General features: G+C 62.1%; 25 protein-coding genes. 14 read left to right on the forward strand and 11 right to left on the reverse strand.

Translation table 11 applies throughout. The features are described from left to right. Positions 1-155: 155 nt before the first annotated feature. From ACZ1JC_RS07130 to ACZ1JC_RS07140, 3 genes are all read right to left on the reverse strand, one after another. A complete protein-coding gene (locus ACZ1JC_RS07130) occupies positions 156-674 on the reverse strand; it encodes a lipocalin family protein (protein ID WP_465140236.1) in 519 nt (172 codons plus the stop codon). Positions 675-1,037: 363 nt separating this feature from the next. Then, the gene (locus tag ACZ1JC_RS07135) at positions 1,038-1,439 is read right to left on the reverse strand and encodes a hypothetical protein (protein ID WP_465140235.1); all 402 of its coding nucleotides are present in this window, start codon (positions 1,437-1,439) and stop codon (positions 1,038-1,040) included. Between the two features lie 66 nt (positions 1,440-1,505). Continuing rightward, positions 1,506-2,183, reverse strand: a complete 678-nt coding sequence (locus ACZ1JC_RS07140; protein WP_465140234.1) for a heavy metal-binding domain-containing protein — start codon at positions 2,181-2,183, stop codon at positions 1,506-1,508. 97 nt (positions 2,184-2,280) lie between these two features. Here ACZ1JC_RS07140 and ACZ1JC_RS07145 point away from each other — a divergent pair, with 97 nt between their 5' ends. Beyond that, positions 2,281-2,472: a DUF6771 family protein gene (locus ACZ1JC_RS07145; RefSeq protein WP_465140233.1), complete on the forward strand. Its 192-nt coding sequence runs from the start codon at positions 2,281-2,283 to the stop codon at positions 2,470-2,472. Between the two features lie 603 nt (positions 2,473-3,075). On the opposite strand, the gene ACZ1JC_RS07150 is transcribed toward ACZ1JC_RS07145, so the two are convergent. From ACZ1JC_RS07150 to ltrA, 3 genes are all read right to left on the reverse strand, one after another. Next, positions 3,076-3,354 carry a hypothetical protein gene (locus ACZ1JC_RS07150; RefSeq protein WP_465140232.1) on the reverse strand — a complete coding sequence of 93 codons (279 nt, stop codon included), beginning with the start codon at positions 3,352-3,354 and terminating at the stop codon, positions 3,076-3,078. 214 nt (positions 3,355-3,568) lie between these two features. Further along, positions 3,569-3,982 carry a hypothetical protein gene (locus ACZ1JC_RS07155; protein ID WP_465140231.1) on the reverse strand — a complete coding sequence of 138 codons (414 nt, stop codon included), beginning with the start codon at positions 3,980-3,982 and terminating at the stop codon, positions 3,569-3,571. 238 nt (positions 3,983-4,220) lie between these two features. Continuing rightward, complete coding sequence (gene ltrA / locus ACZ1JC_RS07160) at positions 4,221-6,086, reverse strand: group II intron reverse transcriptase/maturase (RefSeq protein ID WP_465140230.1); 1,866 nt, start codon at positions 6,084-6,086, stop codon at positions 4,221-4,223. A gap of 1,027 nt (positions 6,087-7,113) precedes the next feature. On the opposite strand from ltrA, the gene ACZ1JC_RS07165 reads away from it, so the two are divergent. The 4 genes from ACZ1JC_RS07165 (at position 7,114) to ACZ1JC_RS07180 (ending at position 10,941) form a co-directional block, all read left to right on the forward strand. Beyond that, the gene (locus ACZ1JC_RS07165) at positions 7,114-8,142 is read left to right on the forward strand and encodes an ArdC family protein (RefSeq protein WP_465140273.1); all 1,029 of its coding nucleotides are present in this window, start codon (positions 7,114-7,116) and stop codon (positions 8,140-8,142) included. Next, entirely contained in the window at positions 8,139-8,543 is a 405-nt protein-coding gene (locus ACZ1JC_RS07170; RefSeq protein ID WP_465140229.1) for a DUF2958 domain-containing protein, read from the forward strand. The genes ACZ1JC_RS07165 and ACZ1JC_RS07170 overlap by 4 nt, the downstream gene beginning before the upstream one ends. Positions 8,544-8,644: 101 nt before the next feature. Then, on the forward strand, positions 8,645-10,549 hold the full coding sequence (locus ACZ1JC_RS07175; protein ID WP_465140228.1) for a ParB/RepB/Spo0J family partition protein: 1,905 nt from the start codon (positions 8,645-8,647) through the stop codon (positions 10,547-10,549). Positions 10,550-10,716: 167 nt separating this feature from the next. Further along, positions 10,717-10,941 carry a hypothetical protein gene (locus ACZ1JC_RS07180; protein ID WP_465140227.1) on the forward strand — a complete coding sequence of 75 codons (225 nt, stop codon included), beginning with the start codon at positions 10,717-10,719 and terminating at the stop codon, positions 10,939-10,941. A 72-nt stretch (positions 10,942-11,013) separates the two neighbouring features. On the opposite strand, the gene ACZ1JC_RS07185 is transcribed toward ACZ1JC_RS07180, so the two are convergent. Together ACZ1JC_RS07185 and ACZ1JC_RS07190 are read right to left on the reverse strand one after the other, a co-directional pair. Continuing rightward, on the reverse strand, positions 11,014-11,235 hold the full coding sequence (locus tag ACZ1JC_RS07185; RefSeq protein ID WP_465140226.1) for a hypothetical protein: 222 nt from the start codon (positions 11,233-11,235) through the stop codon (positions 11,014-11,016). Between the two features lie 112 nt (positions 11,236-11,347). Then, positions 11,348-11,548, reverse strand: coding sequence for a hypothetical protein (locus ACZ1JC_RS07190; protein WP_465140225.1), 201 nt, complete (start codon positions 11,546-11,548; stop codon positions 11,348-11,350). A 546-nt stretch (positions 11,549-12,094) separates the two neighbouring features. On the opposite strand from ACZ1JC_RS07190, the gene ACZ1JC_RS07195 reads away from it, so the two are divergent. The 4 genes from ACZ1JC_RS07195 (at position 12,095) to ACZ1JC_RS07210 (ending at position 14,723) form a co-directional block, all read left to right on the forward strand. Beyond that, complete coding sequence (locus ACZ1JC_RS07195) at positions 12,095-12,415, forward strand: DUF736 domain-containing protein (protein ID WP_465140224.1); 321 nt, start codon at positions 12,095-12,097, stop codon at positions 12,413-12,415. A gap of 97 nt (positions 12,416-12,512) precedes the next feature. Continuing rightward, complete coding sequence (locus ACZ1JC_RS07200) at positions 12,513-13,418, forward strand: HEPN domain-containing protein (protein WP_465140223.1); 906 nt, start codon at positions 12,513-12,515, stop codon at positions 13,416-13,418. A gap of 71 nt (positions 13,419-13,489) precedes the next feature. Continuing rightward, entirely contained in the window at positions 13,490-14,389 is a 900-nt protein-coding gene (locus tag ACZ1JC_RS07205) for a nucleotidyltransferase and HEPN domain-containing protein (RefSeq protein WP_465140222.1), read from the forward strand. 118 nt (positions 14,390-14,507) lie between these two features. After that, positions 14,508-14,723, forward strand: a complete 216-nt coding sequence (locus ACZ1JC_RS07210; RefSeq protein ID WP_465140221.1) for a cold-shock protein — start codon at positions 14,508-14,510, stop codon at positions 14,721-14,723. On the opposite strand, the gene ACZ1JC_RS07215 is transcribed toward ACZ1JC_RS07210, so the two are convergent. Next, complete coding sequence (locus ACZ1JC_RS07215) at positions 14,695-15,207, reverse strand: hypothetical protein (protein WP_465148494.1); 513 nt, start codon at positions 15,205-15,207, stop codon at positions 14,695-14,697. The two genes, ACZ1JC_RS07210 and ACZ1JC_RS07215, sit on opposite strands and share 29 nt — an antisense overlap. 225 nt (positions 15,208-15,432) lie before the next feature. Between ACZ1JC_RS07215 and ACZ1JC_RS07220 the strand changes: the two genes are divergently transcribed. The 5 genes from ACZ1JC_RS07220 to rlxS all read left to right on the forward strand — a co-directional run bounded on the left by ACZ1JC_RS07220 (position 15,433) and on the right by rlxS (position 19,704). Beyond that, a complete protein-coding gene (locus ACZ1JC_RS07220; protein ID WP_465140219.1) occupies positions 15,433-15,663 on the forward strand; it encodes a helix-turn-helix domain-containing protein in 231 nt (76 codons plus the stop codon). Then, positions 15,660-16,244: a S26 family signal peptidase gene (locus ACZ1JC_RS07225; RefSeq protein WP_465140218.1), complete on the forward strand. Its 585-nt coding sequence runs from the start codon at positions 15,660-15,662 to the stop codon at positions 16,242-16,244. Before ACZ1JC_RS07220 ends, ACZ1JC_RS07225 begins: the two co-directional genes overlap by 4 nt. After that, the gene (locus tag ACZ1JC_RS07230) at positions 16,232-16,882 is read left to right on the forward strand and encodes a lytic transglycosylase domain-containing protein (protein WP_465140217.1); all 651 of its coding nucleotides are present in this window, start codon (positions 16,232-16,234) and stop codon (positions 16,880-16,882) included. Before ACZ1JC_RS07225 ends, ACZ1JC_RS07230 begins: the two co-directional genes overlap by 13 nt. A gap of 233 nt (positions 16,883-17,115) precedes the next feature. Further along, complete coding sequence (locus ACZ1JC_RS07235; protein WP_465139140.1) at positions 17,116-17,478, forward strand: hypothetical protein; 363 nt, start codon at positions 17,116-17,118, stop codon at positions 17,476-17,478. A gap of 258 nt (positions 17,479-17,736) precedes the next feature. Next, on the forward strand, positions 17,737-19,704 hold the full coding sequence (gene rlxS / locus ACZ1JC_RS07240) for a relaxase/mobilization nuclease RlxS (RefSeq protein WP_465140216.1): 1,968 nt from the start codon (positions 17,737-17,739) through the stop codon (positions 19,702-19,704). A 115-nt stretch (positions 19,705-19,819) separates the two neighbouring features. Here rlxS and ACZ1JC_RS07245 read toward each other — a convergent pair whose 3' ends face one another. Both ACZ1JC_RS07245 and ACZ1JC_RS07250 read right to left on the reverse strand, forming a co-directional pair. Beyond that, the gene (locus ACZ1JC_RS07245) at positions 19,820-20,962 is read right to left on the reverse strand and encodes a Ros/MucR family transcriptional regulator (RefSeq protein WP_465140215.1); all 1,143 of its coding nucleotides are present in this window, start codon (positions 20,960-20,962) and stop codon (positions 19,820-19,822) included. 151 nt (positions 20,963-21,113) lie between these two features. Next, on the reverse strand, positions 21,114-24,620 hold the full coding sequence (locus ACZ1JC_RS07250; RefSeq protein WP_465140214.1) for an AAA domain-containing protein: 3,507 nt from the start codon (positions 24,618-24,620) through the stop codon (positions 21,114-21,116). Between the last annotated feature and the right edge of the window lie 109 nt (positions 24,621-24,729).

The raw sequence follows: 24,729 nt of genomic DNA on the forward strand, positions 1-24,729 counted from the left end.
CTTGCAGTTCCTTTGTCGGTCTCGCGGTTCTATTGATGGCCGAAACCGCATTTCTCATCTGTCTTGATCGGCTGCATCAAGGTTGCCATGCGGCACCGGTGCGTGCCCATCCGAGCAGCGACAGTCAGGCGCCTGCCAGTGGTTGAACTGTTTGGTTAGTCCGCGAATGCACTGGCAGGGACCGGCACGCCGCTTTGCTCGGTCCAGATCAGTTTGGACAAGTCGAAGCCCATGGCGGTGGCTGTCTTGAGCATGCCTTCAACGGTTTCCGGGAGCGGATGCGGTGTACGCGACAGAACCCAGAGATGATCACGGTCGGGCGTGCCGACGAGCGCCGTCTCGTAATCGGGCGTGATTGCGAGCACCCAGTAATCGCCCTTGGTGAAGGGAATCCAGCGCAGATAGTCGGGCAGGAAACTGACCTTGAGCTTTGCGTTGCTAGCGTCCGTCGCCTCGGCTTTTCCGATCGCCCGGTCGGGTTTTCCAGTCTCGTCGAGGAGCCGGTTCTCGACGCGGACTGAGCCGTCCTCGTTGAGGGCGTAATTGGCGGTAATATCGGTTGCCTTGGCATCCTCGTATTTGAGGGGAAGGCGGCAGATTTCGAACCAGGTCCCGAGATATCGCTCGAGGTCGAGTTCGGAAACGGCGCGGACTTCGGCATTTTGCTCGGACATGAAAAAAGACCTCCTGTGCCGCAACCGGCGAATGCGGGGAAGGGTTCCATGTGCGCAGTCGCGCTGATGTCGGGACGGATTGGACCGCGAAGCGGCGGGGTAAGGGGCGGCGGCGGTTCGGGGGGCGAATGAACTGCCGCCGTTGCTGGGGTCGGGTCGCACCTTCCAGCCCCCTTCTCCCTTTTGGGGAGGAGAGCACTATGACCGGTCGCGGCCCGCGTGCAACCATCAAAAGTGATTATTGGTCAGTATTTTATGGGTTTCTTTTTGCGGATCTGCACGTATTGGGCGGACCGGGATTCCTCATGCATGCATGCTGGCTGGAGCCAGACCGGCGCTTTCTCCCTCTCGCGGGGGCTGGTCTCAATAGACGCAAATTTTCCGGTCGCTGCCCTGGACCCAGCAGGCCGGATCGCGCTTGCTGCGCGTGAACGAGCCTTGCGGAACCATCCGGGCGCCGTTGTCGTAATCGACGATGACCTCGCTCGGCGAGACTTTGTCCGCATAATAGGCCATCCCCTCCACATCGATGGCGAAGCTGCCATCGCGATTGCGAGGGTAGAACGTACAGACCTGCGGCGCATCTCTGTCCAGCACGCATTTGGCCGGGCGGCCGGCGCTGATCGTGCCGCCATCGTAATCCGGGGCCGGTTTGGCGGGCAGACCGACGCGCAGCGCATTGCCGTGGCTGTCCTTCACCTGCGCCGAGGCCGGCGAAATCACGAGGCCAAGCGAGGCGAGGGCGGCAATATGAACGGGGCGCATGGGACGATTTCTCGCAGTTCTGGAGGTTTTTGAGGAGCGCGGGGGAGTGGGCAGGCGTGCCAGATCTTACGCGGGCACGCTGTCAGGTGTGAGATCGCCGGCCAGCCAGCGGCTGATTTCCTGGGCGCGCGCCAGCGATGCCTCGAATTGGCTGAATTTTTCCAGCACGTCCTCGTCGAGGATCGCATCGAGATTGCGGATGATGACGGCCGTTCCCTGCATATTGACCGTGGCTGCATTGTTGGCGGTCGTGCCGTAGTCGACGTCGACGCCGATGATGCAGTTGGCGCCCATCGCCACCGCCTTGGTGACCAGTATCGAGCGGGCTGTGGCTTCGCCGCTGTTGACCTTCAGCGCCATGCCCGAATTCACATTGGTCGCGCCGAACATGTCGGAAAAGCCCTGGCTGAGCTCGCTGAACATGCCCGTGCCGACGGTCACGTTCGCGGTCACCATGGATTTGATCTTGCAATCGGCGCCGGGCGGGATTTGCGAGATCGTCATCATCGGAAAATCGACGACGTTCGCTTTCATGTAATCCTGGCATGCCTGCCGCTCGGTCTTGAGGCTCAGGATTGCGTTCTCGTATTCCTGCTTGCCGCACTTCTCGCAGATTTCTGCGTACTGCGTACCCGTCACGAAATTGAGGATCTCGGCCTGCTTGGCGCTGTACCGGCGGTTGGGGCCCTTGATGATCCCGCCGCTGGTGATTTCCGCGCCGCAATTCCCGCATGTGTCGCTCATGTAACCCCCTGATTTTGCCAGAAGTGCACATGTCGCCTGGAGTGATGGCGCGCAAGGGGACTTGTGCTTTGTTCTTTATTTGTTCTAACCTCGTGTCATGGAGAGACTCGATCCACAGCAGCTATCGGAGGCCATCCTCACCGCGCCGGCATGGGCGCGGGTCGGGATCACCATGCGCGATGAGCGCATGCGACTCAAAGCTGCCGACGAACTTGCCCAGTCGATCGTCGAACGGCTTTCCGACTATCCTGCAATTCCGGATCCCGATCAGCTCAAGCTGTTCCCTTGATGAATGATGGGGCTGGGCGTGCGTGCGGTCGTGGGCCTGACGCATGACTGGCTTTTAGCCGGGCACCCGGTGCCTGGGCTGTGCGGAAAGCACCGAAAGCGCAAGGTCTGCCTGGGCGATCTGGGTTAGCAGCGACCACGAGAGGACAGGCGGCTCGAGCAGAAAACTGCACGTCGCGGTAGAGCTGTCTGGTCGATGCCATCGATAGGCGGCGGTATTTGCCGGGCGCTTCCGGCGAGGCGACGATCCTTGCTCTTCCGATGAGTTCCATCAGGTAGTCGCGGACTGCCGGTTCTATCCCGGCCATGGCGACGGCCCCGGCAATTGCCTCGATTGTCCTGCACTGGCGATCCAGTGCTTCCCGCCTGCCCATCATGCATCCCCCGCCAGTCCTGGGAAATTTATAGAAAGGAGGCGGCCAGGACTGACCGACTATAAGGGCGATCAGACCATTGGATGAGACGCTGTCGATTGGTTGAGGGGTCGGGAGTGGTGGATATGCCGACGTCCGGGCGGCGGGGGCCCTTGATGGGTGGAAGCTGCCAATCAGGGGGCGGTTTCTACTATGCGAATGCGCTTCTTGGTGCAGATGGCGGCGTCCTGCTAGTCATTCTGCGCGATCATGATCGGCCGCCAGTCGCCCGTCTCTTCATAGGCCTCGCCGGCCCATCCTTCCGTGAGAAAGCCGTCACTGAAATGGGGCAGATCGTGATCGGCGCACTCGTCTACCTCGTGAAGCGCCACCGTGCCTCCGAAAATGAAGCCGCCCGCCGGCAGAGGCTTGAACTCGCAGGCACCCGGGTCGCAGGCTTCATCCACCAGGAGCGGCAATTCGTAGAGCGAACATGCGAAGATGCCGACCGAAACCTTGTTGTGCTTCACGCGAACCATCCATGTTCCGTTAGCCAATCGCCTGCTCCATCTGCATCCGGTTATCTCGGCTTGAATGTCAGATGCCTTTCTGGAAGGCGATTGCAAAGTTGCGGCCTGGCCATGTGGCGCGGGCGGGCCGAGGCCGGCTTCGATGCGCTCAGTCCTCGATATCGCGGTACCCTCCTGCTACGAAACCAGCGTCGTCGGGGAGTGTCTGTTTGAACTACACGCCCTTCGTCAGAATTTGGCGCAGGCGATGCGTCATCCCCGCCAGCTTTCCGTGTAAGGCTTTGCGGCTGTCTAGCGCTACGTAACCATCATCGGCACCGATCTCGGCAGACAGGCTGGCGTGCCTGCGGTTAAGTCGTTTCAGGCGCAAAATCTGGAATCCCATCACCAGCAAGCCAAAACCGATGATTTTGCCCATCCTCCAGAGTTCGTCCTGGCTAGCCGGGGTGAAGCCCAGCGTGTTGAGGTGGAGAAAGGTGACGACCTCTCGATAAAACAGTGTCGCGGCGGAAAGCAGACAGGTGCCGGTAATGGTCCAGTAGCTGCCTTCGACCGCGCCCAGCGCTTGTGCGCGATGGAGGTCGGCTTGGGTGAATTGCTTTGCCTGCAGCATGATTGTTCCGGTCACAGTGTCTCCGTTTTCACTTTGTCTTTCCGTTATATGATAAGAATTTTGCCACATCCTTTTGTTTTAACGACATTTTTCGGCGCCTCGCGCCTGAAGCGCGACCGCGCTCCATGCCGCGCGCGGGCTGGCAGCGTGCCCGCGTGCAGGGCACCGAGCCCTTTCGGTCTCGGTAGGGTCGACGCGGAACGCCTCTTTCGAGGACGTTCCAGCGCCTCCCCCCGAACCGTGCTTGCACCTTTCAATGCACACGGCTCTCCATTCCGCTGGTCAACCGGCCGCCGTGGAGGTGGACGTGGCATGAGCGACACAGAACGACAGTTCCGCGCCGCCGAGCCGATTGTTTCCACGCCGTCATCGGGCCGCGCCGCTTGTCCTTCAGTCTGTTGGGATGATGCGCTTCGAACGGGCCATCAACATCGCCGCAGCTCTCGCATTCGCGGGCGCTGAGGCGTGTGATGATGTCGTTCGTGCTCAACGCAAGGCGTGAGCCGACAGTGGTATTATCCACGACCGACTGTTGCCAAGGCCGAGCGTTCAAGTGCTTCAACCGCCAGAGCATCTGGACCCGCAGTTCACCCCGTACCATGGTTTTCACGCCATAGTCCGTCCCCAGTTTCAGATTTGCCATGGCTCGCGCCCGCGTTATGCGCTGCCGCGACGCGATGGTCGCCAGTAGGCTCCTGAACATGACGAGTTCAAGGCCGTTGAGCGAGCTTTTCACGCCGTCGGCGATCGCATAATAATTGGCGAGGCCACGTAGCTCTGAGTTGTAGGCAATGACCATTTCCGCGACACTGGAGTCGAGGAACTGCGGACGTACCCGGCCATTCCTCAAGTCGAGGTTGCCGAGTTTCTTACGCCTGCAGAACCCATAGACCCGCGACCTCGGCACCCACAGCTTGATATTGCCCCGCGTTGGTCGGCGACGGACACGACGTGATCCGCCACCGACCTTCGGACGCCCTGCCATTGATCCGGCAGACCGCAACGTGAAGGCGCAAACGTGGAAGCCAAGGAACGGCGATCCCTTCGATGCATCACTGACCCGTGTTTTTTCCGGTGACACCTCAAGGTTGAGCCGATCACGAAGGAACGCTTCGATTTCAGCCCTGATCCTTTTTGCATCAGCCTTGCTGCCGATTACACCGACGAGGAAGTCGTCGGCGTAGCGACAATAGCGCAGGCGCCGGAAGTTGGGGTCCATTGGATCGACAGATGAACATGCCTGCCTTTCCTTCGTGACTGCCTTGATCCGCTTCAACAGATTGCGGACCTCGGCATCGTCCGCGCCACCGGCGCGGAGGGCATCGATCTCGGCACGATAATCGGCGATCTGGCGAGATAGACGCGTATAGGCAGGATTTGCCCTACGCGTTTTTCCCTGATCGAAGCCGACCCGCATTTCCTCCATGAACTCATCAAGCTCATGGAGATATATGTTGGCCAGCAAGGGCGAGATTACGCCGCCCTGAGGGGTGCCGCTATAGGTCCGCTCGAACATCCAGTCGTCCATGACGCCCGCCTTCAGCATCCGTTCTATCAGACCGATGAACCGAGAATCATCGATGCGTTTCGAGAGAAGCCTGAGCAGGATGTCATGATCGATGTTGTCGAAGAACCCGCGAACATCCACCTCGATCAGCCATTTCATGCCTGTCCAGGTATTGCGGATCTCTTCGAGCGCCGTGTGACACGAGCGTCCCGTGCGGAACCCATGGCTATGTTTTGAGAACACAGGATCATAGATTTGCGCGAGGACGATTCGAGCCGCTTCCTGAACAATGCGATCATCGACCGTAGGGATGCCCAATGGGCGCATTTTGCCATTGCCCTTGGGGATATAGACCCGTCTGACCGGTCGGGGGCGGTATGTGCCATCGGCCACCTGCCGGGCGAGATTGGCTAACCTCTCAAGCGTCATGCCGTCGAAGCTTTGCCCGTCAACGCCCGGTGTCGCGGCACCCCGGTTCCGGGATACTTTGACATAGGCCCGTTCATAGAGATGCGACGATCTCAACAGACGGTGAAGACCATTGACCCGCTTTCCCGCCCGCGACAGGGCCGGAAGAGTTTCGAGCCTTCTCAGGATAATAGCGGTCTGCATCAGCAGTTCCTTTCCATCGATTGGTCGAGTTACGCAGAACTGCCGTCCTTCCCCCGTACCGGGCGGATTTCACGGGCGATCACTCGCCGCTTGTACCGCTGGTCCGTCCACCTCGCGGTGGCTGTCCCGGCCATTACACCGGGCATTTGAGTACTATGACGGCTCCGTCGCCATGCAGGTCCGGTACGCTGGCCTGTTTAGGCGATCCCGTAGTTGCACGAGGAGGAGTCGCGATGCGTTTAGGTGCCCCGTTCGTTTCCTTGATCCCCTGACCGGGGCCGCGCCGTGCAGACTGGCGGCGATTCGCTAGGCCGCGCTCCTCGCCCTGCACGAAATGGCGTGTCATCCGCGTTCGCCATCGCTCACCTATTAACCGCTGGAAACTGGGATTCAGACAATCCAGTCTTCACCATGCGCACCTTGCCCGGAGGTCAACCGCCCGACTGCGGAGTCAGGCTTCGATCCCTTCACCGACATGCTATGGTCCCGTTTCCCTTTCGGAATCTCAGCCGGCTCATCACCGGCACCGGTAAGTCGGTCAGGCAGAAACTGTGCCAGTAAGTTTCGTTCGGTAGAACACTCCTTTCTTCTCGCGCCTCAACGGCGCACGCCATTCGGTGAGGATCGCTGGCGCAGGGCTCGGTCCATCAAGATGGACCGGTGACGCAGACGCGCGCTTTCGCGCGCGGCGTTTTTTTGTGGGCCTCCCTCTCGGAGCGCGGGTGGGCTCGGCGCCCGTCTAGGCCCGCCGGCACCGCCTGCAAGCCGCATGAATGCGGCTCCTCCGACTTCGCTCCGGCCCTTGCCACCCCGATCCTGTTGGATCGGGGCCCCGGCTGCGCGTGCAGGCGCTGCCCTGCAGCGGGCCTTGCGGTCGCCCGTGCCGCCCACCCCCGCTCCGTCGGGGGAGGCCATGGTGGTTTGGGGCGGGGTATGGAGGTGAGACATGCGCCGCAATCGCAAGGCTCCGTCATGCGCGGGGTCGCAATCGGGAATTACCCTGAGGGTGGCCGGGGGTAATCCCGAGATCGGCAACACGGGGGCCGCAATTCGTGCCACTGCCCCTAGGGGTTCCGACAGGGCCTCGCTCTACGACGAGGTTACGGCCCGGATCATCGCAGAACTCGAACAGGGGCGGGTGCCGTGGGTGCAACCGTGGAGCAGTGAGACCGCCGGTGGGAATGGTGGGGGACCGGTAGCAGGGCTTCCCGTCAATGCCCTGACCCGTCGCGGGTACTCGGGAATAAACGTGCTGATCCTGTGGGGCGCGGTCATTGCGGGCGGTTGGGCCTCGCAGGGCTGGCTGACTTTCCGGCAGGCTCTCAGTGCAGGCGGCAATGTCCGCAAGGGCGAGCGCGGAACGCAAGTCGTCTATGCCGACCGCTTCACGCCTGAGGCCGAAAAGGCCAAGGCGCGCGAAACTGGCGGGGATGCCCGTTCGGTTGCTTTCCTGAAAAGGTTCACGGTCTTCAATGTCGCGCAGTGCGAGGGATTGCCGGACGATTTCTTGGCCGGACCAGTGGCACTGCCCGAACGCGAGATCGTGCCGGTGGCCGAGGCCGTCATTGCCGCGAGCGGGATCGATTTCCGGATCGGCGGGGACAAGGCGTTCTATTCTCCGGGGCAGGATTTCGTACAAGTGCCGCCGCAGCAGGCATTTCACGATCAGGTGAACTTCTACCGGACGGCGCTGCACGAATTGACCCATGGAGTCGGCCATAGTTCACGGCTGAACCGCAATCTGACAGGTGCGTTCGGCTCCAAGGACTACGCGCGTGAGGAAATGGTGGCCGAAATGGGCTCGGCATTCCTGTGCGCCTCGCTCGGAATCGTTCCTACTGTCCGGCATGCCGATTACATCGGGGCATGGCTCGAAGTCCTGCGCGAGGACAACCGGGCAATCTTCCGCGCGGCCAGCATGGCGAGCAAGGCGGCGGACTGGGTGCTTTCCCGCTACGAGGCAAGCCTGCCCGAAAGCGAGAAACCCGGCCACACGGACGCCCCCGATGACGGCCACGATGATGGCCACGATGACGAGGGGAGGGCGCTGGCATGACCCTCCTTTGCCGCTCCATCCGCTCGATGCTCTCAGCCAATTTCGAGCATTGCATGCAAAACCCCAAGTTCGATCCGCTGCCGCTGGTCCGCCTGTTCAATCCGATGGGGCGTGCGGTCTGGCTGGTGACCGAAATCTATGCCGACGACGACACCTTGTTCGGGCTGGCGGACCTTGGCTTCGGATGCCCCGAACTCGGCATTTCATCGCTTCGCGAGATCGAGGCGATCCGCCTGCCGATGGGGCTCACCATCGAACGCGACATGGGCTTTTGCACCCGGCACCGGCTCTCCGTCTGGACGGAGGCCGCGCGTCTCGCTGGATCAATCCCCGATGCCGCTTTGCTTCTGGACCGGCTCACGCGCGAGGACCCGTCCGCCATCAGGCTTTCGCCCCGCTGAGGGGAGAAGACGCAGACGGTCGTCCACCGTCAAAACTAAGCCGGTCCGCCCGACTATTCCACCTGAAGGACGGACCGGCACTCTCAATCCGGAGTACACCCATGAAACTCGAATTCATCGCTCTGAGCAACCTTTCCGTTAGCAAGGCGAACATGCGCTATGCACGCAAGGCTCCCGATGTGTCGGATATCCTGCCGACCGTCCGGGCGCGCGGCGTGATCCAGCCGGTGATCGTTCGGCCCAATTGTGAAGGCGTTGAGGGGGCCGGGCACTACGAGATCATTGCGGGATGCCGCCGCTTCCATGCCGCGCAGATCGTCGCCGCCGAGCGGCTCGCTGTCTGCACCGAGGCGGGCGAGCCGGACCCCGAAGCGGCGATGCTGCCTTGCGCGGTGCTGGACGATGCCGACGATGCCAGCGCCGTCGAGGCCTCGCTGATCGAGAACATCGCCCGGCTCGATCCAGACGAAGTTTCGCGCTGGACCTGCTTCACCCGGCTCATCAAGCAAGGGCGAAGCGTCGAGGATATAGGCCTGACCTTCGGTCTGCCAAACCTTTCGGTGAAGCGCATTCTTGCGCTCGGCAATCTTCTGCCCCGCATCCGCGAGATGTACCGGGCCGAAGAGATCGACGCGGCGACCATCCGCTATCTCACCATGGCGTCGAAATCGCAGCAGAAGGCATGGCTGGCCCTTGCCGAGGACCCCGAAAGCTACGCGCCGCGCGGCTTTCAGCTGAAATCGTTCCTGTTCGGCGGAACCTCCGTTCCGACCGGCCATGCGCTGTTCGATGTCGAGGCGAGTGGGCTCGCCACGGTTTCGGACCTCTTCGGAGAAGACGCGTATTTTGCCGAGACGGACGCATTCTGGGACCTCCAGAATGCCGCCGTTGAGGCCAAGCGCGCGGGCTTCATCGAGGCGGGTTGGACCGATGCCGTCATCCTCCCTCCCGAAACCCACTTTCATTCGTGGGAATATGACAAGACCCCGAAGCGCAAGGGCGGGCGCGTCTATCTTGACGTTCGCGGCAATGGCGAAGTAGTCATTCACGAAGGCTACCTCTCAACGAAGGAAGCGGCGCGGCTCGCCAAGTCCGAGGCGGGAGAGGGCGGGGCAAGCCCGAAGGCCGTCCGACCCGAACTGACCTCGATCACCCAGACCTATATCGACCTGCACCGCCATGCCGCCGTGCGCACCGAACTGCTGGGACGGCCGAGCATTGCCCTGCGGCTCATGGTTGCCCACGCCATCGCCGGGTCTGCCCTATGGCGGATCGTGGTCGAACCGCAGGCTTCCAAGAACGACGCGGTGAAGGAAAGCGTCGAGAATTGCCGGGCCGAGGCTGTGTTCGATGCGCGGCGGCGCGAAGTTCTGGCGCTTCTGGGCTTGCCGGATGACGAACCGACGGTGATCGGCGGGACCGGTTACGGTATGCGGGGCGGGCTGCGCGCGCTTTGCGGCCTGTTCGCTCGATTGACCGAACTTGCCGATGCGCAGGTCTTGGACGTGCTGGCGCTCGTCATGGGCGAGGCGCTGGAGGCCGGGAGCCCTTCGGTGGAAGCGGTGGGGCTCGCCATCGGTGTTCCCATGGCGGATTGGTGGGAGGCCGACGAAGCCTTTCTCGAAACGCTGCGTGACCGCGAGATTCTGCTCGCCATGGTCGGAGAGGTGGCCGGAAAGCTGGTGGCCGAGGCCAATGCCAAGGAGAAGGCCAAGACCTTGCGCGCCATAATCCGCGACCATCTGGCGGGCAGCGGCGGGCGCGAGAAGCGGGAGGGCTGGGTGCCCCGCTGGATGGTTTTCCCGCCATCCGCCTATACCGAGCGGGGCGGAGTCGGCACGGTCGAGGCGCACGACCGCGCGGCCATGCAAGCCGACAGACAACCGGCGGAAGAGGAGGGCGGCGAGGCTTGGGGCGAAACCTATGATTCGCGCTCAACCGAAGGGGCGGGGCCCGAGGACCTCACGGAGGATGCCGGACCGCAAGGCGACCGGCTGGCGGCCTGAAAAATGATCGGAGGCGGAACAATCCGCCTCCGATCCAACTTGTTGCGGCGAGAGAAAATTCCGGCCGCGGACCCGCGCCCTGATAGGCGCGGGTCCGCGGCTGACACCAAAACTTCGTTGCCGTGGTCCTATCCCGGTGGCACGCAATCGGTGACAGGAAAAAGACCATGACTGCAATTCAGACCGACGCGCTTCACGCCATCGAAAAGCTTGTTTCCCGGCTCTCTCCCGATCCGATCTGCGATGAATGCATCAACCAGACGCTCGGACTCTCGCCGCTTGATCACGCCGATCAGCTTGTGCGCGAACTGGCAGGGACTAACGGATTCGAACGCAACAAGGATGCCTGCAGCCTTTGCGGCGAAACCCGCCTCGTGACGCGCCGTCGCTGAACTGATCCCGGGCACCATCGAACCGACGGACGCACCAAAGGGCGGCCGTCGACAGTGACCGCTTGCGAAGGTTCAGGCCATCTGGCGGCGCTGCGAAAAGACAGGGACTTCATTCTCGTTCGCTTCGCGCCGAATGGTGCAGAGCTTGGTTGCTCCTTCCCAAAGTTCAGCCGTCCTTCGATTCGCCTCGCGATGGGCAATGATAAGCGCGGCGGTGAGGTCCTCGGCCTTGAATTCGATGCGCCTGGCGAGACCCTCGCCATCGTCCGAAAAGCGCAGCGTGTAGATTTTCATGTCTCTCCTCCATCGTTCTTCCGGACGCTTGCGGACTGACAAACTGCAACAGCCGCTGAAGAGTTCCCGGCCGGCCAAGGCCGTTCGGCGCCGGGGCGCGACGACCGGCGGATCACGCCTTGAGTTCCCACACACCGCTACCGCTCTGCGTGAGCGTGCAGATCTTTCGCGAACCGTTCCACAATTCGGCGGGGCGCTCGGGTGCTTCTTTCTGGGCAAACAGGAGGGCGGCGCCTGGGTCGGTCGCTTCGAACCGGATATCCTTGGCAGGGCCGTGGCGGTCTTCATGGAACTTGAGCGTGTAGATCGTCATAGCGTTCTCCATGCGCGGGCAATGCCCCGCTTCACTAAACGACCTGCGAATTCTCCAATCGACGGGCGCCGCGATCCATATGGGCTGCGATAAATCGACGCGCTTCTGCGGCAAGCTGCGAGCTCGAGTGGGGGGCATAACGTTCAACCCGCGCTTCGGGAGTGTCGACGGATGGACACAGAGTCGCCCTTCGGATCGGCTCGGTTTCAGACAGAGCAAGGCAGGTTCCATCGAGGCGAGATCGGTGCCTTTTGCGTTTCCAACTGCGGCTTTGACAGCGTTCCCGTATCGGTCGTCAGGTCCATTCCGGGTGCGAGGCAGTGACCTGGAACAGTCGCGGTCCCGCGCAAACCATCGCCGAACGGCTTCTTTCCCCGCCCGCCAAAGGCGGGCTCCTCGCGGTCGCGGACGCTCCAAACAAGCCGCCGGCTCCGGTCCTTCGCTGACGCTGCGGCCTCACGGTTCGCGGGCGCCGCTGTGACTGTCCCTTCGGTCTGCCCATCGCCCGGGAATGGTTCTCGCGGCGACAGATCAAGGAGAATTATCATGCCCGCAATCGGATACGTCACGCGCGATGGTCGCAGCTTCAAGGGTCAGCTTCGCACACTCTCTATCCGCGCCGAGATCGAGATCGCGCCCAATACCCGCAAGACCGCCGACACCCAGCCGGATTTCCGGGTCACGTCTTCCGGCGTCGAGGTGGGTGCCGGATGGCTGCGCCGCAGCGAGGCCTCGGGCAATGACTACATCTCGCTGACGCTGGCGGCGCCGGAATTCGGGCCGCGCCGCATCTACGCGAACCTGGGTCGCGCTGCCGGCAAGGACGATGAAGACAGCTACGCGATCATCTGGAATCCCGCCGACTGACAGCCGGTCCCCGCGCCGAAAACGGCGCGGGGATTTCCTGTGCGTGCAGCAAAACGTGTGTTGTCCTTCCCCCGAACTCGTCTAGAATCAGGCGATTATGAAGACGGATCTCGATCACCTTCCCGAAGAAAAGCGCCGTGACCTGAAGCGCGTGGTGGAGATCGTCTTTGCCGAATTCGAGGACGTTCTCGGGCTCGCGACGCAGGGCTGGAAGAAGCAAGGGCGGATCATGAAAGTGATCCTCTACGGCTCGCATGCGCGCGGCGATTGGGTCGCCGATCCCGTCGGCCGGTACTATTCCGACTACGACATCCTTGTCGTGGTGAATGACGAGCGTCTGGCCGACGAGGCCGAGTATTGGGGCAAGGCCAAAGATCACCTCAACCGGGCCTACGACATCATGAACTTGATCTCGGCGCCGGTCGGTCTGACCGTCCATTCAATGGCGGACGCGAACTTCCAGCTATCGCGCAGCAGACCGTTTTTCATCGACGTCGTGCGCGAGGGCATCGTGCTTTACGAGCTCGAAGCGCAGCAGTTCGAACTGCCCAAGCCGCTCGACAGTGCGGTGGCGCACATCGAGGCCGAGAACCATTATCGGCAGTGGTTCGATAGCGCGAGCGCGTTCCTGCGCGCCGGGAAATTTCTTATCTCAGACGGCTCTGGCAACCAAGCCGCATTCCTGCTCCACCAGGCTACAGAGAACTTCTACCACACCGTTTTGCTGGTCCTGAAACTCTACAGCCCCAAGTCGCACAACCTGAAGTATCTGCGCGGCCGGGCGGAAGACATCGCGCGCGATCTTATCCCGGTCTGGCCGCGTGATACCAAGTTCGGCAATCGCTGCTGGGAGCTGCTCTATCAGGCCTACGTGAAGGGCCGGTATTCGCCGCACTACGTCATCCGCGATGTCGAGCTCGAGTGGCTGGTCGAGCGCATCAAACTGCTCGAGGCGGAAGTGAAAACGATCTGCGAGAAGCATCTGGGCAAGCCGCTGGATTAAAGAGAAGTCCCGCTGAGGGTGTTTTCGATAATCGGCGTCTCTGGACCGGACTTTTCCAAATCCGGGGGACTATGAAGACCGATCTCGACCACTTGCCCGAACAGCATCAGCGCGACCTGGAACGGGTCGTGCAGATCATATTCTCGCAGTTCGAGGACGCCATTGCGCGCGGAACACAGCCGTGGAAGCGGCGAGGTCGGATCCTGAGCGTCATTCTCTACGGCGCCTATGCGCGCGCCGACTGGGAGGCTCATCACCTGGACGGCCACGCGTGGGATTACGATATCCTGGTCATCGTCAACCATGAGCGTCTGGCGAACGAAGTCGAAAATTGGAACAAGGCGAAGGACGCGCTGGCGCGCGAATACTCGATAGCCCAGCGCATTTCGGCATTGCCAAATCTGGTGGTCCATTCGCTCGACGATTTCACCGCGCAGCTCAATCGTGGGCGACCGTTTTTCCTCGACCTCCTGCGCAAGGGGATAGCGCTCTATCAGTGCGGCTCGACACAGTTCGAGATGCCGAAGAGGCTCCCGCGAGAGGAACTTCGCCAGCAGACACACCAGCTTTTCCATCAGTGGTTCGATAACGCCAGGATCTTCCTCGATACGGCGGATTTTGCACTTTCGCGGGGAGCGAACAGTCACGCCGCGTTCCAGCTTCATCAGGCCGCCGAGCAATCGTATCAGGCAGTTTTAGCGGTCAAGACCCTCCATTGCCCGGGGACGCATCACCTCAAGTTCCTGCGCAGCCGGGCCGAGGAGGTCGCGCGCGAACTGATCCCGATCTGGCCGCGCGAGGACAAGTTCGCCAGGCGATGTTTTGAACTTCTCCATCAGGCATACATCAAGGGGCGATACTCTCCCCAATACTCTATCGGCGATGCGGAATTGGACTGGGCTTTCGAGCGGGTGCAGGAACTCCAGACCGCTGTTCAAGGCATCGCCGAGAAGCGGATTTCCAGCATCTGACGCCCGAAATCCGTCCCGGTTTGCGACACGGCTCCAATACGCAGCCTTTGTGTTCACTTGTGCAATTTCTGATCTCGCCCGCACCGTGCAGAACCCCGTAACGTGGGGGGCAGGGGCGATGCCGAGCGGGCGGATCAAGTTTTTCGATGCGAAAAAGGGCTATGGCTTCATAGCGCCCGATGACGGAGGACCCGATCTCTTCGTCCACGTGTCCGTGGTCATCGCTGCCGGAATATGGAATCTCGAAGCCGGCCACGCCATCAAATACGACGTTCTGTTAGCCCGGAACGGCAAGGTGTCGGCGATCAACCTGCGGGGCATTTCACGCGCGTGAGCGAGTAGCTCGCAAACGCTTCCTCGCCCTTTTTCGGATCCTGGGAGACAATCTGCCAGGTGAGCTTGTCGCCATTGAAGCGCCAGCGATTGAGGAAGGCGCCGTCCTCATCTTGATAGCTCATGTCGAAGCCATCGGGTCTGCTCGATCCGGATTCCGAAGCGGTCATCGCGCCGCCGAAGCTGTCCGCCCAGTAGCCGACCAGATCGGTCGCGCTTCCCGGCAGGACCATTGCCCCGCCGAGCACCAGATATGCCGAATACCGGTCGGCGGGATCGGCAATGGTATGGCTCTCCGCATCAACCGTCAGGATGGCGCCGAGCGCGACCGCCTTGCCGACAAGGGCGATCGTCACCGGCTTTTTCATGACCTGCCCGGTACCTTCCCAGCACCCTGCGAGCGGGGAAATCGCAGTCGGGATTGCCGGCGGCGGAGGCTCGGCGGCATGGGCGGCACCGGTGCTTGCAATCACCGCCAGGCCCACAAAAATCGATAGTCCGCGCATGGATAGCCCCCGTCGATATGCCCGCGTGGCGGTGTGGCAAGCCCGGCGCTTCGGCGCAATTGTAAAGAGCGATCTGTGCGCCGTCCCAGCGGCAGAGTCGAATTCGCCTATAGCCGAATCCGACTCTGCCCGGGCCATGGATTGTCCCTCATTTGAGTGTCCCCGAGGGCGACTGGGTGTCGCCCGATGCACGGAAGGGACACCATGGAAAACTCCGACGAAATCGATCGCGCGCGGGCTGCAAAGCGCGGCTCGCCGTTTCTCAACACGCCCCAGGCGGCAGCCTATCTCGGCATCTCGATCCGCCTGCTCCTGAAGTTTCGGCGCAACGGCGGCGGTCCCATCTTTCGCCGCCATTGCCGCTTCATCCAGTACCACATTGATGACCTCAATGCCTGGAGCGAAGCTAACTCTGGCCGGGCGTTCCGTCGATGAGCGGGCCCGATATCCCCGGCGGCGACCTGCCGATCCTGTCCTCAGTCGAGGCCTGGAAGTCCCGATGGAGCCGTTATCGAAAGGGGCGGACCATGGCGTTCGGCATCGCCGTAGTCGCGAGCCTGCTGGGTGCAACCTTGGCCTTTCCGCCTGCACCGCGCCTTCTCTGGAATGCCAGCCCCAGCGCGCCCATGGGTCTCTACCTGGTATCGCCCGGAAGCGATCCCCTGCCGGGCGATATGGTGATTGCCCGCATGCCCCGCCCGTGGCGCGACCTTGCCGCCTCGCGCCGCTATCTTCCCTCGAACGTACCGCTGGTGAAACGTGTCGTCGGCTATCCGGGGCGCGAAGTCTGTGCGCTCGGAAACGAGATTTTCCTCGACGGCGTGCCGCTGGTCGTGCGCAAAGCGCGCGACGGGAAAGGGCGGCCCATGCCCTGGTGGGAAGGGTGCCGTGTGCTTGCTCGCGGCGAGTATTTCCTGCTCATGACGGCCAGCCCGGATTCCTTCGACGGGCGGTATTTCGGGATAAGCCGCAGCTCGGACATAATCGGTCAGGCGTACCTGCTATGGGAACGCTGAAAGCGATGATCGTCGCCGCGACGATCATCGCGGCAAGCCCTGTCCGCGCCCAGGATCTGGAGCGCTGGCAGCCCCATATCGAAGCCGCCTCGTCGCGTTTCGGCGTGCCGTCTGCCTGGATCAGGAAGGTGATCTGGGCCGAGAGCCGGGGCCGAACGCAGATCGGCGACGCGCCGATACGCAGTCCCAAAGGCGCTATCGGGCTGATGCAGCTGATGCCGGGAACCTGGGCGGAGATGCGCACGCGCCTGTCGCTCGGCAACGACCCGGATAATCCGCGCGACAACATTCTTGCGGGGTCATTTTACCTCCGGCTGCTCTATGATCGCTTCGGATATCCGGGGCTGTTTGCGGCCTATAATGCAGGGCCGGCGCGCTATGAAAAATACCTGGCCGGCATACCGCTGCCCGCCGAAACTGTGGCCTACCTTGCGGGGATAAGCGGCAGTGACACCTCCGTTTTGCCCCAAGCGCCGCCGCTCTTTGTGGGCACTTCGCAGTCTGCCCCAAGCCCTGTGGAGAACCCGGAGGACAAGTCGGGGCAAACGCGTGGGGAAGTGGTGGAAGGAGATGGGAAAAGTCCCGTCCGTCCTCCCGAACGCGATCCTCTGTTTGCCGTTCGCCACAACGCCCACTGAGAGGTCGTGCCCAGAGGAGAGGTAAGAATGCTCGTCTGAGATGGTGCAGTGTGACGGGCGCCGAACAGTCTATCAAGGCCCGCGGGTACCCCCCAATTTGCTTCGCAAATCGGTTCCCCCCACGTCCGCTTCGCGGCGCAGGACTAAAGCCCTGCGGCCCTGACAGACCGCCCGGCGCCCGTCTTCGAATGGTCGTTCTCAGTCACGGGAACGGTCACGCGAGGAGCTTCATCATGCAGATCGATCGCACCATTGCCGCAAACCATCACGATGTGTTCGCCAGCCTCGTTCACGGGCTCGAAATCGAGTTCGGCAAAGGCGCAGGACGCGCCCTGGCACAGCGCTTTATCGAAGCGGAGGAAAGCGATTTCCTCTGGGACGCACGTATCTCGGAGCGCTGGCTCGGGCGCTACGAAGGCCTTGGCGAGGACGATGCGGTCGATCTCGATCGGGTCGCCGTCCTGGGCCGCCTGGGCCGCCGCTGGTTCGCCGCCACGCTCATCATTGATGGAGAGGGCGATCCGGTCGGCCTCATTGCCCGGCGCGATTTTGCGAAGCGCGCAGCAGCTGAGAAAGCGAGTGCGCAGGCCCACTGAGCTCTGCGCAATCGATGGGGCAGTGCCGGACGGTGCTGCCCCTCTGATTTGCCGGTGATCCATCGGCGCCTGGCCGCTGGATTGCAGGGGAGGCGGGTTTGGTCGTGGGGAGGGGGTGAAGGGGGAAAAGTTGCGGACGACAAGATTGAAGGCGTGTCTCGTGACACGCTTAAGTTTCTGTCTGCACATCGTTTTTCTGCGAGACTGTAGGGTCGGTGACGAGACTGTAGCGAGACATGCCTTTTCGGGAGGCTTTGCATGGATTTCGACGACGATTTCGAGCCGCGCCTTGGGCGGCAGCGCGATGCGGTCGCAAGAAAGGGCGGCAGGAAAGCGATCAAATACGCGACCCGCGTTGCCGTCGCAGCGGGGCTGATCGGCACCGGGAAGAAGGGCGGCAAGTTCGTTGGTAGCCGTATCGGTCGGGGTGCGGCGCTCGGGCGCGCGCTTGCGGGGCGGGATCGACTGGGGGGATACCGGGCCCGCCGCGTTGTCGTGAAGACGAGGCTGGTGAAAGTTCGCAGCGGTAGCGCCAGCGCCCTCAAAGCCCACCTCCATTACATCCAGCGTGACGGCGTCACCAGGGAGGGCGAACGGGGAGTGCTTTATGGCCCCGACAACGACCGCATGGACGGCGCCGAATTCCTCGAACGGTCGAAGGACGACCGGCACCAATTCCGCTTCATCGTCTCGGCCGAGGACGGCGACCAGTATGGGGACCTGAAGCCATACATCCGCCGGCTCATGAACCAGGTCGAGGAGGACCTTGGAACCAGGCTGGAATGGGTTGCTGTCGATCACCACAACACTGGCCATCCCCACACGCATATCGTGCTCCGCGGGATCGACGATCAGGGCAAGGATCTCGTTATCGCGCGCGACTATATTGCCCATGGTTTCCGTGAGCGCGCCGTTGATCTCATGTCCCTCGATCTCGGGCCGCGCGCAGACCACGAAATCGAGGCGCGGCTGCGTCAGGAAATGGGGCATGAGCGGCTCACTGGTCTGGACCGCCGCCTCATCGGTCGGATGGATGCCGATCGGTGCGTCTCGCCGCACGATCGCGATCCGTTTTTCCAGGCATTGGAGACAGGGCGCCTTCAGGCCCTGAAGCGCATGGAGCTTGCGACCGAATTGGGGGACGGGCGTTGGCAGCTTGCCGATCGGCTCGATGAAACCCTCAGGACCATGGGCGAGCGCGGCGACATCATCCGCCTGATGCAGCGCGAGGTCACGCGCGCCAGACTGGAGCGACAGGACCAGCGCATCTATTCGCCGGACGTCGGGCCGCTTGTCGGCAAGGTCATTTGTCGCGGGCTGGCGGACGAGCATCGCGACCGGCATTTCCTGCTCGTCGATGGCATCGATGGACGTTCGCATTATATCGACATTGGCCCCTCGGCAGCTGTTGAGCCTTTGCCGCGCGAGGCCGTGGTTCGGGTGATCCCGCGAATAGCTGAGGTTCGGGATATCGATCGCAGTATTCTGGAAGTGTCACAGGCGAATGAGGGGCGGTATTCGATCGCGCGGCATTTACGCTACGATCGCTCCGTCACCCAGGCTTTCGCTGAGACCCATGTGCGCAGGCTTGAAGCGATGCGACGAGCGCGCTCCGATGTCACCCGTGAGGTCGATGGAAGCTGGCGTATTTCGTCAGAACATCTCGAAGTCGCAGAACGCTTCGAGCAGCGAGATGTCGCTTCCCGGCCTGTTGCAGTCGAGGTCCTGGGGGCGGGATCGGTGGAGCGGATGGCCGGGATGGAAGGGGCGACCTGGCTCGATCGCGAACTTGCCTCACCCTCGGGACTGGCCATGCGCGATACGGGTTTCGGCCGGGAAGTTCGTGCGGGTCTGGATCAGCGACGCCAATGGCTGGTCGAGCAGGACCTGGCTGATGTCTCGCCAAGCGGTGTCAGGCTGCGGCAGAATGCCCTCGCATTGCTGCAGAGGCGCGAGTTGCTGCGGATCGCCGAGCGGCTTTCAGGAGAGCTGGGGAAGGACTTTTCCGAGGCGAAGACCGGCGATTGGATCGAAGGCAAGGTGAGCCGCAGGATCGATGGTATTTCGGGGCGTTTCGCGCTTATGGAGCGAAGCCACGAATTCACCCTGGTTCCATGGCGACCGGTGCTTGAGAAGCAGCTTGGACAGCAGGCCGGCGGGATCATGCGGGAGGCCGGTATCAACTGGCAGTTCGGACGCGGGCGATCGGGGCCGGAAATTTCCTGATCCATGGTGCCGTGAGCGCGGCTGAAGCCTAGATGAAAACGGGGCGACCATCCCGTTCAGGATGGCCGCCCGTCAAAGCTCTCAGGTTTGCAACTGGAGCTGGCGAGCGTGGCCTTCAGGCCTTGGCTTCTGCAGTGCTCTGTTCCGCCGGTATGTCGAGAGCGGGGTCCGTCGGTGACGACACTGCGGCCGTCGAAGCCGCATTCTCCACAGTGGGCACGGCGATTCCAAGCTTTGCACGGCTCTTCTTCGGCGCAGGCGACTTGGCGGTCGCAGCAGTCTTGGCCTTCGGCTTCGCTGCTGCGGGCTTTGCCGTCTTTGCGGCAGGCACTGCGGCTTTCGGTTCGGGACTGGCTACCGTGGCAGTCACAGGCTTCGTGGCCGTAGGTGCCGGAGCGGCAGCCTTCTTCCCTGTCTTCGCAACCTTCTTGGGCGCCGCTGCTGGCTTCGCGGAGCCTGTCGCACCTGGTTCGACGGCAACCTTGCCTGGCGTCCGGGCCATCCAGCGGGCGGGCTTGCTGGCAGATGTGGCAACGGCAGCCGGCTCACTCTTCGCCGCGGCAACCTTCTTTGCTTCCGGCTTCGCTTCCGAGGCTACGGCTGCGTTGCCAGAAGCCTTGGGCACAGGCTTGCTGACTGACTTCGCCGCTGCCTTTGTGGCATTTTTCGGCTTCGCATTGGAAGCCTTGGCTGCCGGCGCCGTTACGGAAGACGGTGCTGCAGGAGCCTGCGTTGCCTTGTTTGACGGCTTGGCCAACACCGCGGTCTTCGGAGTTGCCTTCTTCGCGGCTGCCTTGGTGGCTTTCGCGGCTATGGGAGAAGCGGCTTTGGCGGGCACAGCTGCGGCGGCGCTGGCACCCGCTCTACTGCCGCCAAGTCCTGCCGCTTTAGCGAAGGCCCGGCGCTGATCGGAGTAGCTTGCCGAAACCATCGGATAGTTGGCCGGAAGGTTATACCGCGCGCGGTACTCTTCAGGAGTAAGGCCGTTATTGGCGAGGTGCCGCTTCAATGCCTTGTAAGGCTTCCCATCGATCAGGCTGAGAATGTGATCGCGAGAGGCAAGGCTCTCTTCAACCGACACAGCCGGCTTGAACTCCGGTTCTTCGATCTGCCCCTTCCCGGTGTCTCCTGCGAGCGCGCTGCGCGTCGCCTCGATCAGGGCGGGAAGCGCATCGCTGGAGATGGTGTTGTTGGAAACAAATGCGCTGAGCAGTTCAACTGTCAGGCGGGCGAGCTCTGGTTGCTCGGTGTCGGGCATGGAAGATCCCTCTTGGGGGGGGGTATCGGAGGAGGCCTTTGTCTTCCCAATTCCGCATCAAGTAAAGGCGATTTTCAGGGGGCATAAGGCACACCTAATCGGGCTTCGACCTGTTCGTTACAATACAGGGGTCCATTCGGCCCGGAATGGATCAGATGATCGCCCGCTTCCTCAAGCTGTCCTTCATGGTTTCGATCTCGGGTGAGACGCTGGCTCCTCGATACGCGAGCGAGGTCTCGTGGCGCACGAAGGCACCTTCGCGCGCCGCGCTCAGCCAATTGAACGACCCGACACAATAGACATTGTTGTCGGCCATCACGATCTTGCTGTGCACGTCCTTCACTTCGACGACAATGGCTCCGGCGCCTTCAAGGTTCTGCTTTGCCGTCGCAAAGCTCTCGACGGCGCTCTTGTCCTGTTCGCCACGCCATTCGTTGAGAGCACGGTCAGTATAGACTGTAACTGATACGCCGGAGTTCGCGGCAGCCTCAATGAGCGGAACGATCCTGGCACCCTGCAGTCCACGATCCGTCAGCCACGGTGTGACGATATGAATTTCGCTTCGGCATTCCTCGAGGACGTCGCGCAAAAAGCCGTCGTGCGCATCGAGGTCAGTGAGGTGCACCAGACCTGCTTCGTGTGTGAGATCGGGCCGTGCAGGTGCGTCGAAAAACAGCCGATTGCCTTCGTGCGCCAGAAGCCGCTGCCTCAATCGGCCACGCGGGCTGCCCGGAGCCGCGGCCGAGAAGCAATCCATGTCGCCGAACACGAGGAAGCTGTTCATCGCCCGGGAGACCGCCACGTTGAGCATGCTGGCCTTGGCGTCGATGAAACTGCCGTCTGCGTGCTTGGAGTAAGTCGGAGAGAACAGGATTACCGGCCTTTGGCCGCCCTGGAAGGTATTGATCGTGCCGATGGTGACATTGGCGCCGGTAAGGCTTTCCTGTCGTCCAAGCGCAGACGTGATCGCTCGGGTCTGACCTGCGAACGGGGTGACGATGCCAACGATCTCGTCGAGGCGCTTGCCGGGATAGGAGGCCAGCAGCTCCTCCTGCCGATCTGCGAGCCACCGAGCGATCGTTTCAGCCTCGAGAGCATTTCGCCGGCTGCCGCCAGCGATGGAATCGCAACGCCCGTCGATATGAAGGTAGCCGAGGGCAGGGAGGCCGTCGCTCTTACGGGCTTCCGATTTGAGCCCGCGCTTCGGCTGCAGTTTTCCGCGATAGCAAAGGTCGTTGCAGTAACCGACAATCTCATCGAAGCACCGGCGATGCTCGTAGAGCATGAGCCCGCGCTCGAGATCGGCATCCTGGTGGTAGCGGGACGCATGCTGGGCAATCCTCATGACGCTGCCGGACGAAGCGGCGCGCCCTGTCTCGAGGAAGGTCGACAGTTCCGGACTGTTGTCATCGCCGCCGATGAGGCCGGCCTGCCTCAGATTGCCCACGTCGATCCGGCTGGGCACGCTCCAGATCGGCTCAATCTGGGCCGTGTCGCCAATGATCAGCGCGCGCTTGGCAAGGGCAAAGGAAGCACCGGCAATTTCGGGAGTGACCTGTCCGGCTTCGTCGACGATCAGGAGATCGATTTGGCCATAGAGGTAGTCCGGCAGGAAATCGCCGTCCTGGAAGCGGCTCGCACAGAGCAGGCGCGGCAGCATGTAGAATGTCGATACGGCACAGGGCGTCAGTTTCATCCGGCGTGCCCACCGCGCGGCCATCGGGATCCTGCCGGTCTTTCGCTGTTTGGCGGGAATGTCCGGATCGGCGGCCATGTCGAGTAGCCAGCGACCTTCCCAATAATGGGTCGTCGTGAGGAAGATGGGGAAGCGAACCAGGCGATCCGCAGCCTCGTCCGCATCGGCGAGCGTCATGGAAGACGCTGCCTCAGGACTGATAGAAAGCACCGCGAGGGCACTGGCCCAGGAACCGAGCGCGGTGGTTTCATCCGTAATAACAGCGTCGGCGCGGCCGAGGTCTGCGATGCAGTCGCCCATCGCAGATTGCGCCTGAGCGACTTCAGCCCTTACAGATGAGGCGATATCATCCAGACTTGTCCAGTCCGGCAAAGGGCCGGACCAGTCTGAAGCAAGGGTTGCCCGCGCTGCAGCAAGCCGTCGTTTTGCGATCGACGGCAGCCAGCCAAGCAGGGAATGAAGAACCGGCTCGGAGGCCTGGTGCCGATCCCAGAGGCTCGAGATTGCCTGTGTGCGGTGCAACTCGGCTTCGGCCGCTTCCAGCGCAGTTGCCCGATCGGCGCGGGCCTGGCGCGGATCCGAGCCCAGTTCTGCAAGAACCGCCGCCCGCGCTTGGAGGAGAGCCTGCCAGGCGTTCTCGATCGCCGCCAGCATTTGCACCTGAACGATCAACTGATGGTGCAGCGCGGCGACTACGGTTTCGACGGTCAGGGATTGGAGGTGCGGAAACGCTTTGCCTGCCGCATCAAGGTAGGCAAGGCGGCATTGCTCGACCTGATCGGCTTCCTCCAGACGGTTGAAGAACGCCGCGATCTGATAGGTTTTGGCGGCTTCGCTCTCGCGGCGCTTGGATGGGAAGTAGGACCCGAAGCTGCGAAGCGCAGGAAGCCATCGCCCGGCGAAAGGCCCGGCTCCCTTGGCATAGTCGGCGCCGAAGGCATCGAGAATATTCGTCACGGCCTGGTTGTTCGTCGAGGTCGCCACGATCAGTGGGGCCTCGCCCTGTTCGAGCGCTGCCTTGGCCCAGAGCGTGGCGATTACCGAGAGCAGCATCGTCGTCTTGCCGGTGCCGGGCGGGCCGTTGACCGCGAGGACTTCGCCGTCCTTCGAAGCCGTAAGGTGGGCGAGCGCCTCACGCTGCGCGGGGGCCAGCGCATAAGTATCGCTGGAGTGGCCGAGCCGCTCCGTAAAACGCGAGTTTTCGGGGAGGCATGGCTCGGTACGCTGCTCTTTCTGACCGGCGAATGTAGCCAGGAGCGGGCCGTACGCGCCGTCCAGTTCGATCTGGTCGTAGAGCGCAAGAACATTGGCGGACATGCTGCCATGCCCATCCGAGCGCTGGACATATCCGTGCGGTACCAGTTCGAAGCGTCGGTCTTCCTCGATCGCGGATGCGACCGCCTCCATGAGGCCTTCCGCGTGTTCGACATAGTCCTGCCATTGGCAGTCTTCGGATAGTGGGTGCGCGGTGACAAACGTGTCGAGCGCATCGATCGTGCCCACCGTAAAGGCCGTGCGATGCAAGGGCTCGAGAATTTCGCGCGGGACAACGCTGCTGACCGGACGAATGAGGCGCCCATCGCGGGTTACCACCATCCGCGTTGCAATCGGCGTGACGATTTCCGGGAGGCTGCCACGCTTCTGGCCGCGCTCGGTCCGGGAGGCAAAGACGAAGGGGCGCAGGATGATCGCGCAGGTTTCATCCGGCGAGGCGTTGGCACTGAACAGGGAGGCAACCAGATTTGCAGGCAGGCGGCCGGCGTTGAGGCTGGCGTGGTCGGCGATTAGAAAATCGTCCGCGTCCTTCTGGGTGAACGTGCCTCGGCCCAATTCTGCGTCGGCCAGCGAATTGCGCCAGTACTTGGTAACCTTCTGAGTTTCGCTCGTCATAATGTGCCGCATGCCTTCGTGGGCCGGCATTGTCATGATTAATGTCGAGTAATCAACCGGCGGATCATTCAATCATCCAATACGGCGCAGAATTGGGCGCCTTTATCGCCCCGCTCATCGCGGCGGCAGGTCAAAACAACGCTTGTCGGTTCTGAAATGCACTCGAAAGGCACCTGGGTGC

This window comes from Sphingomonas sp. BL-S-28 (genome assembly GCF_055521515.1).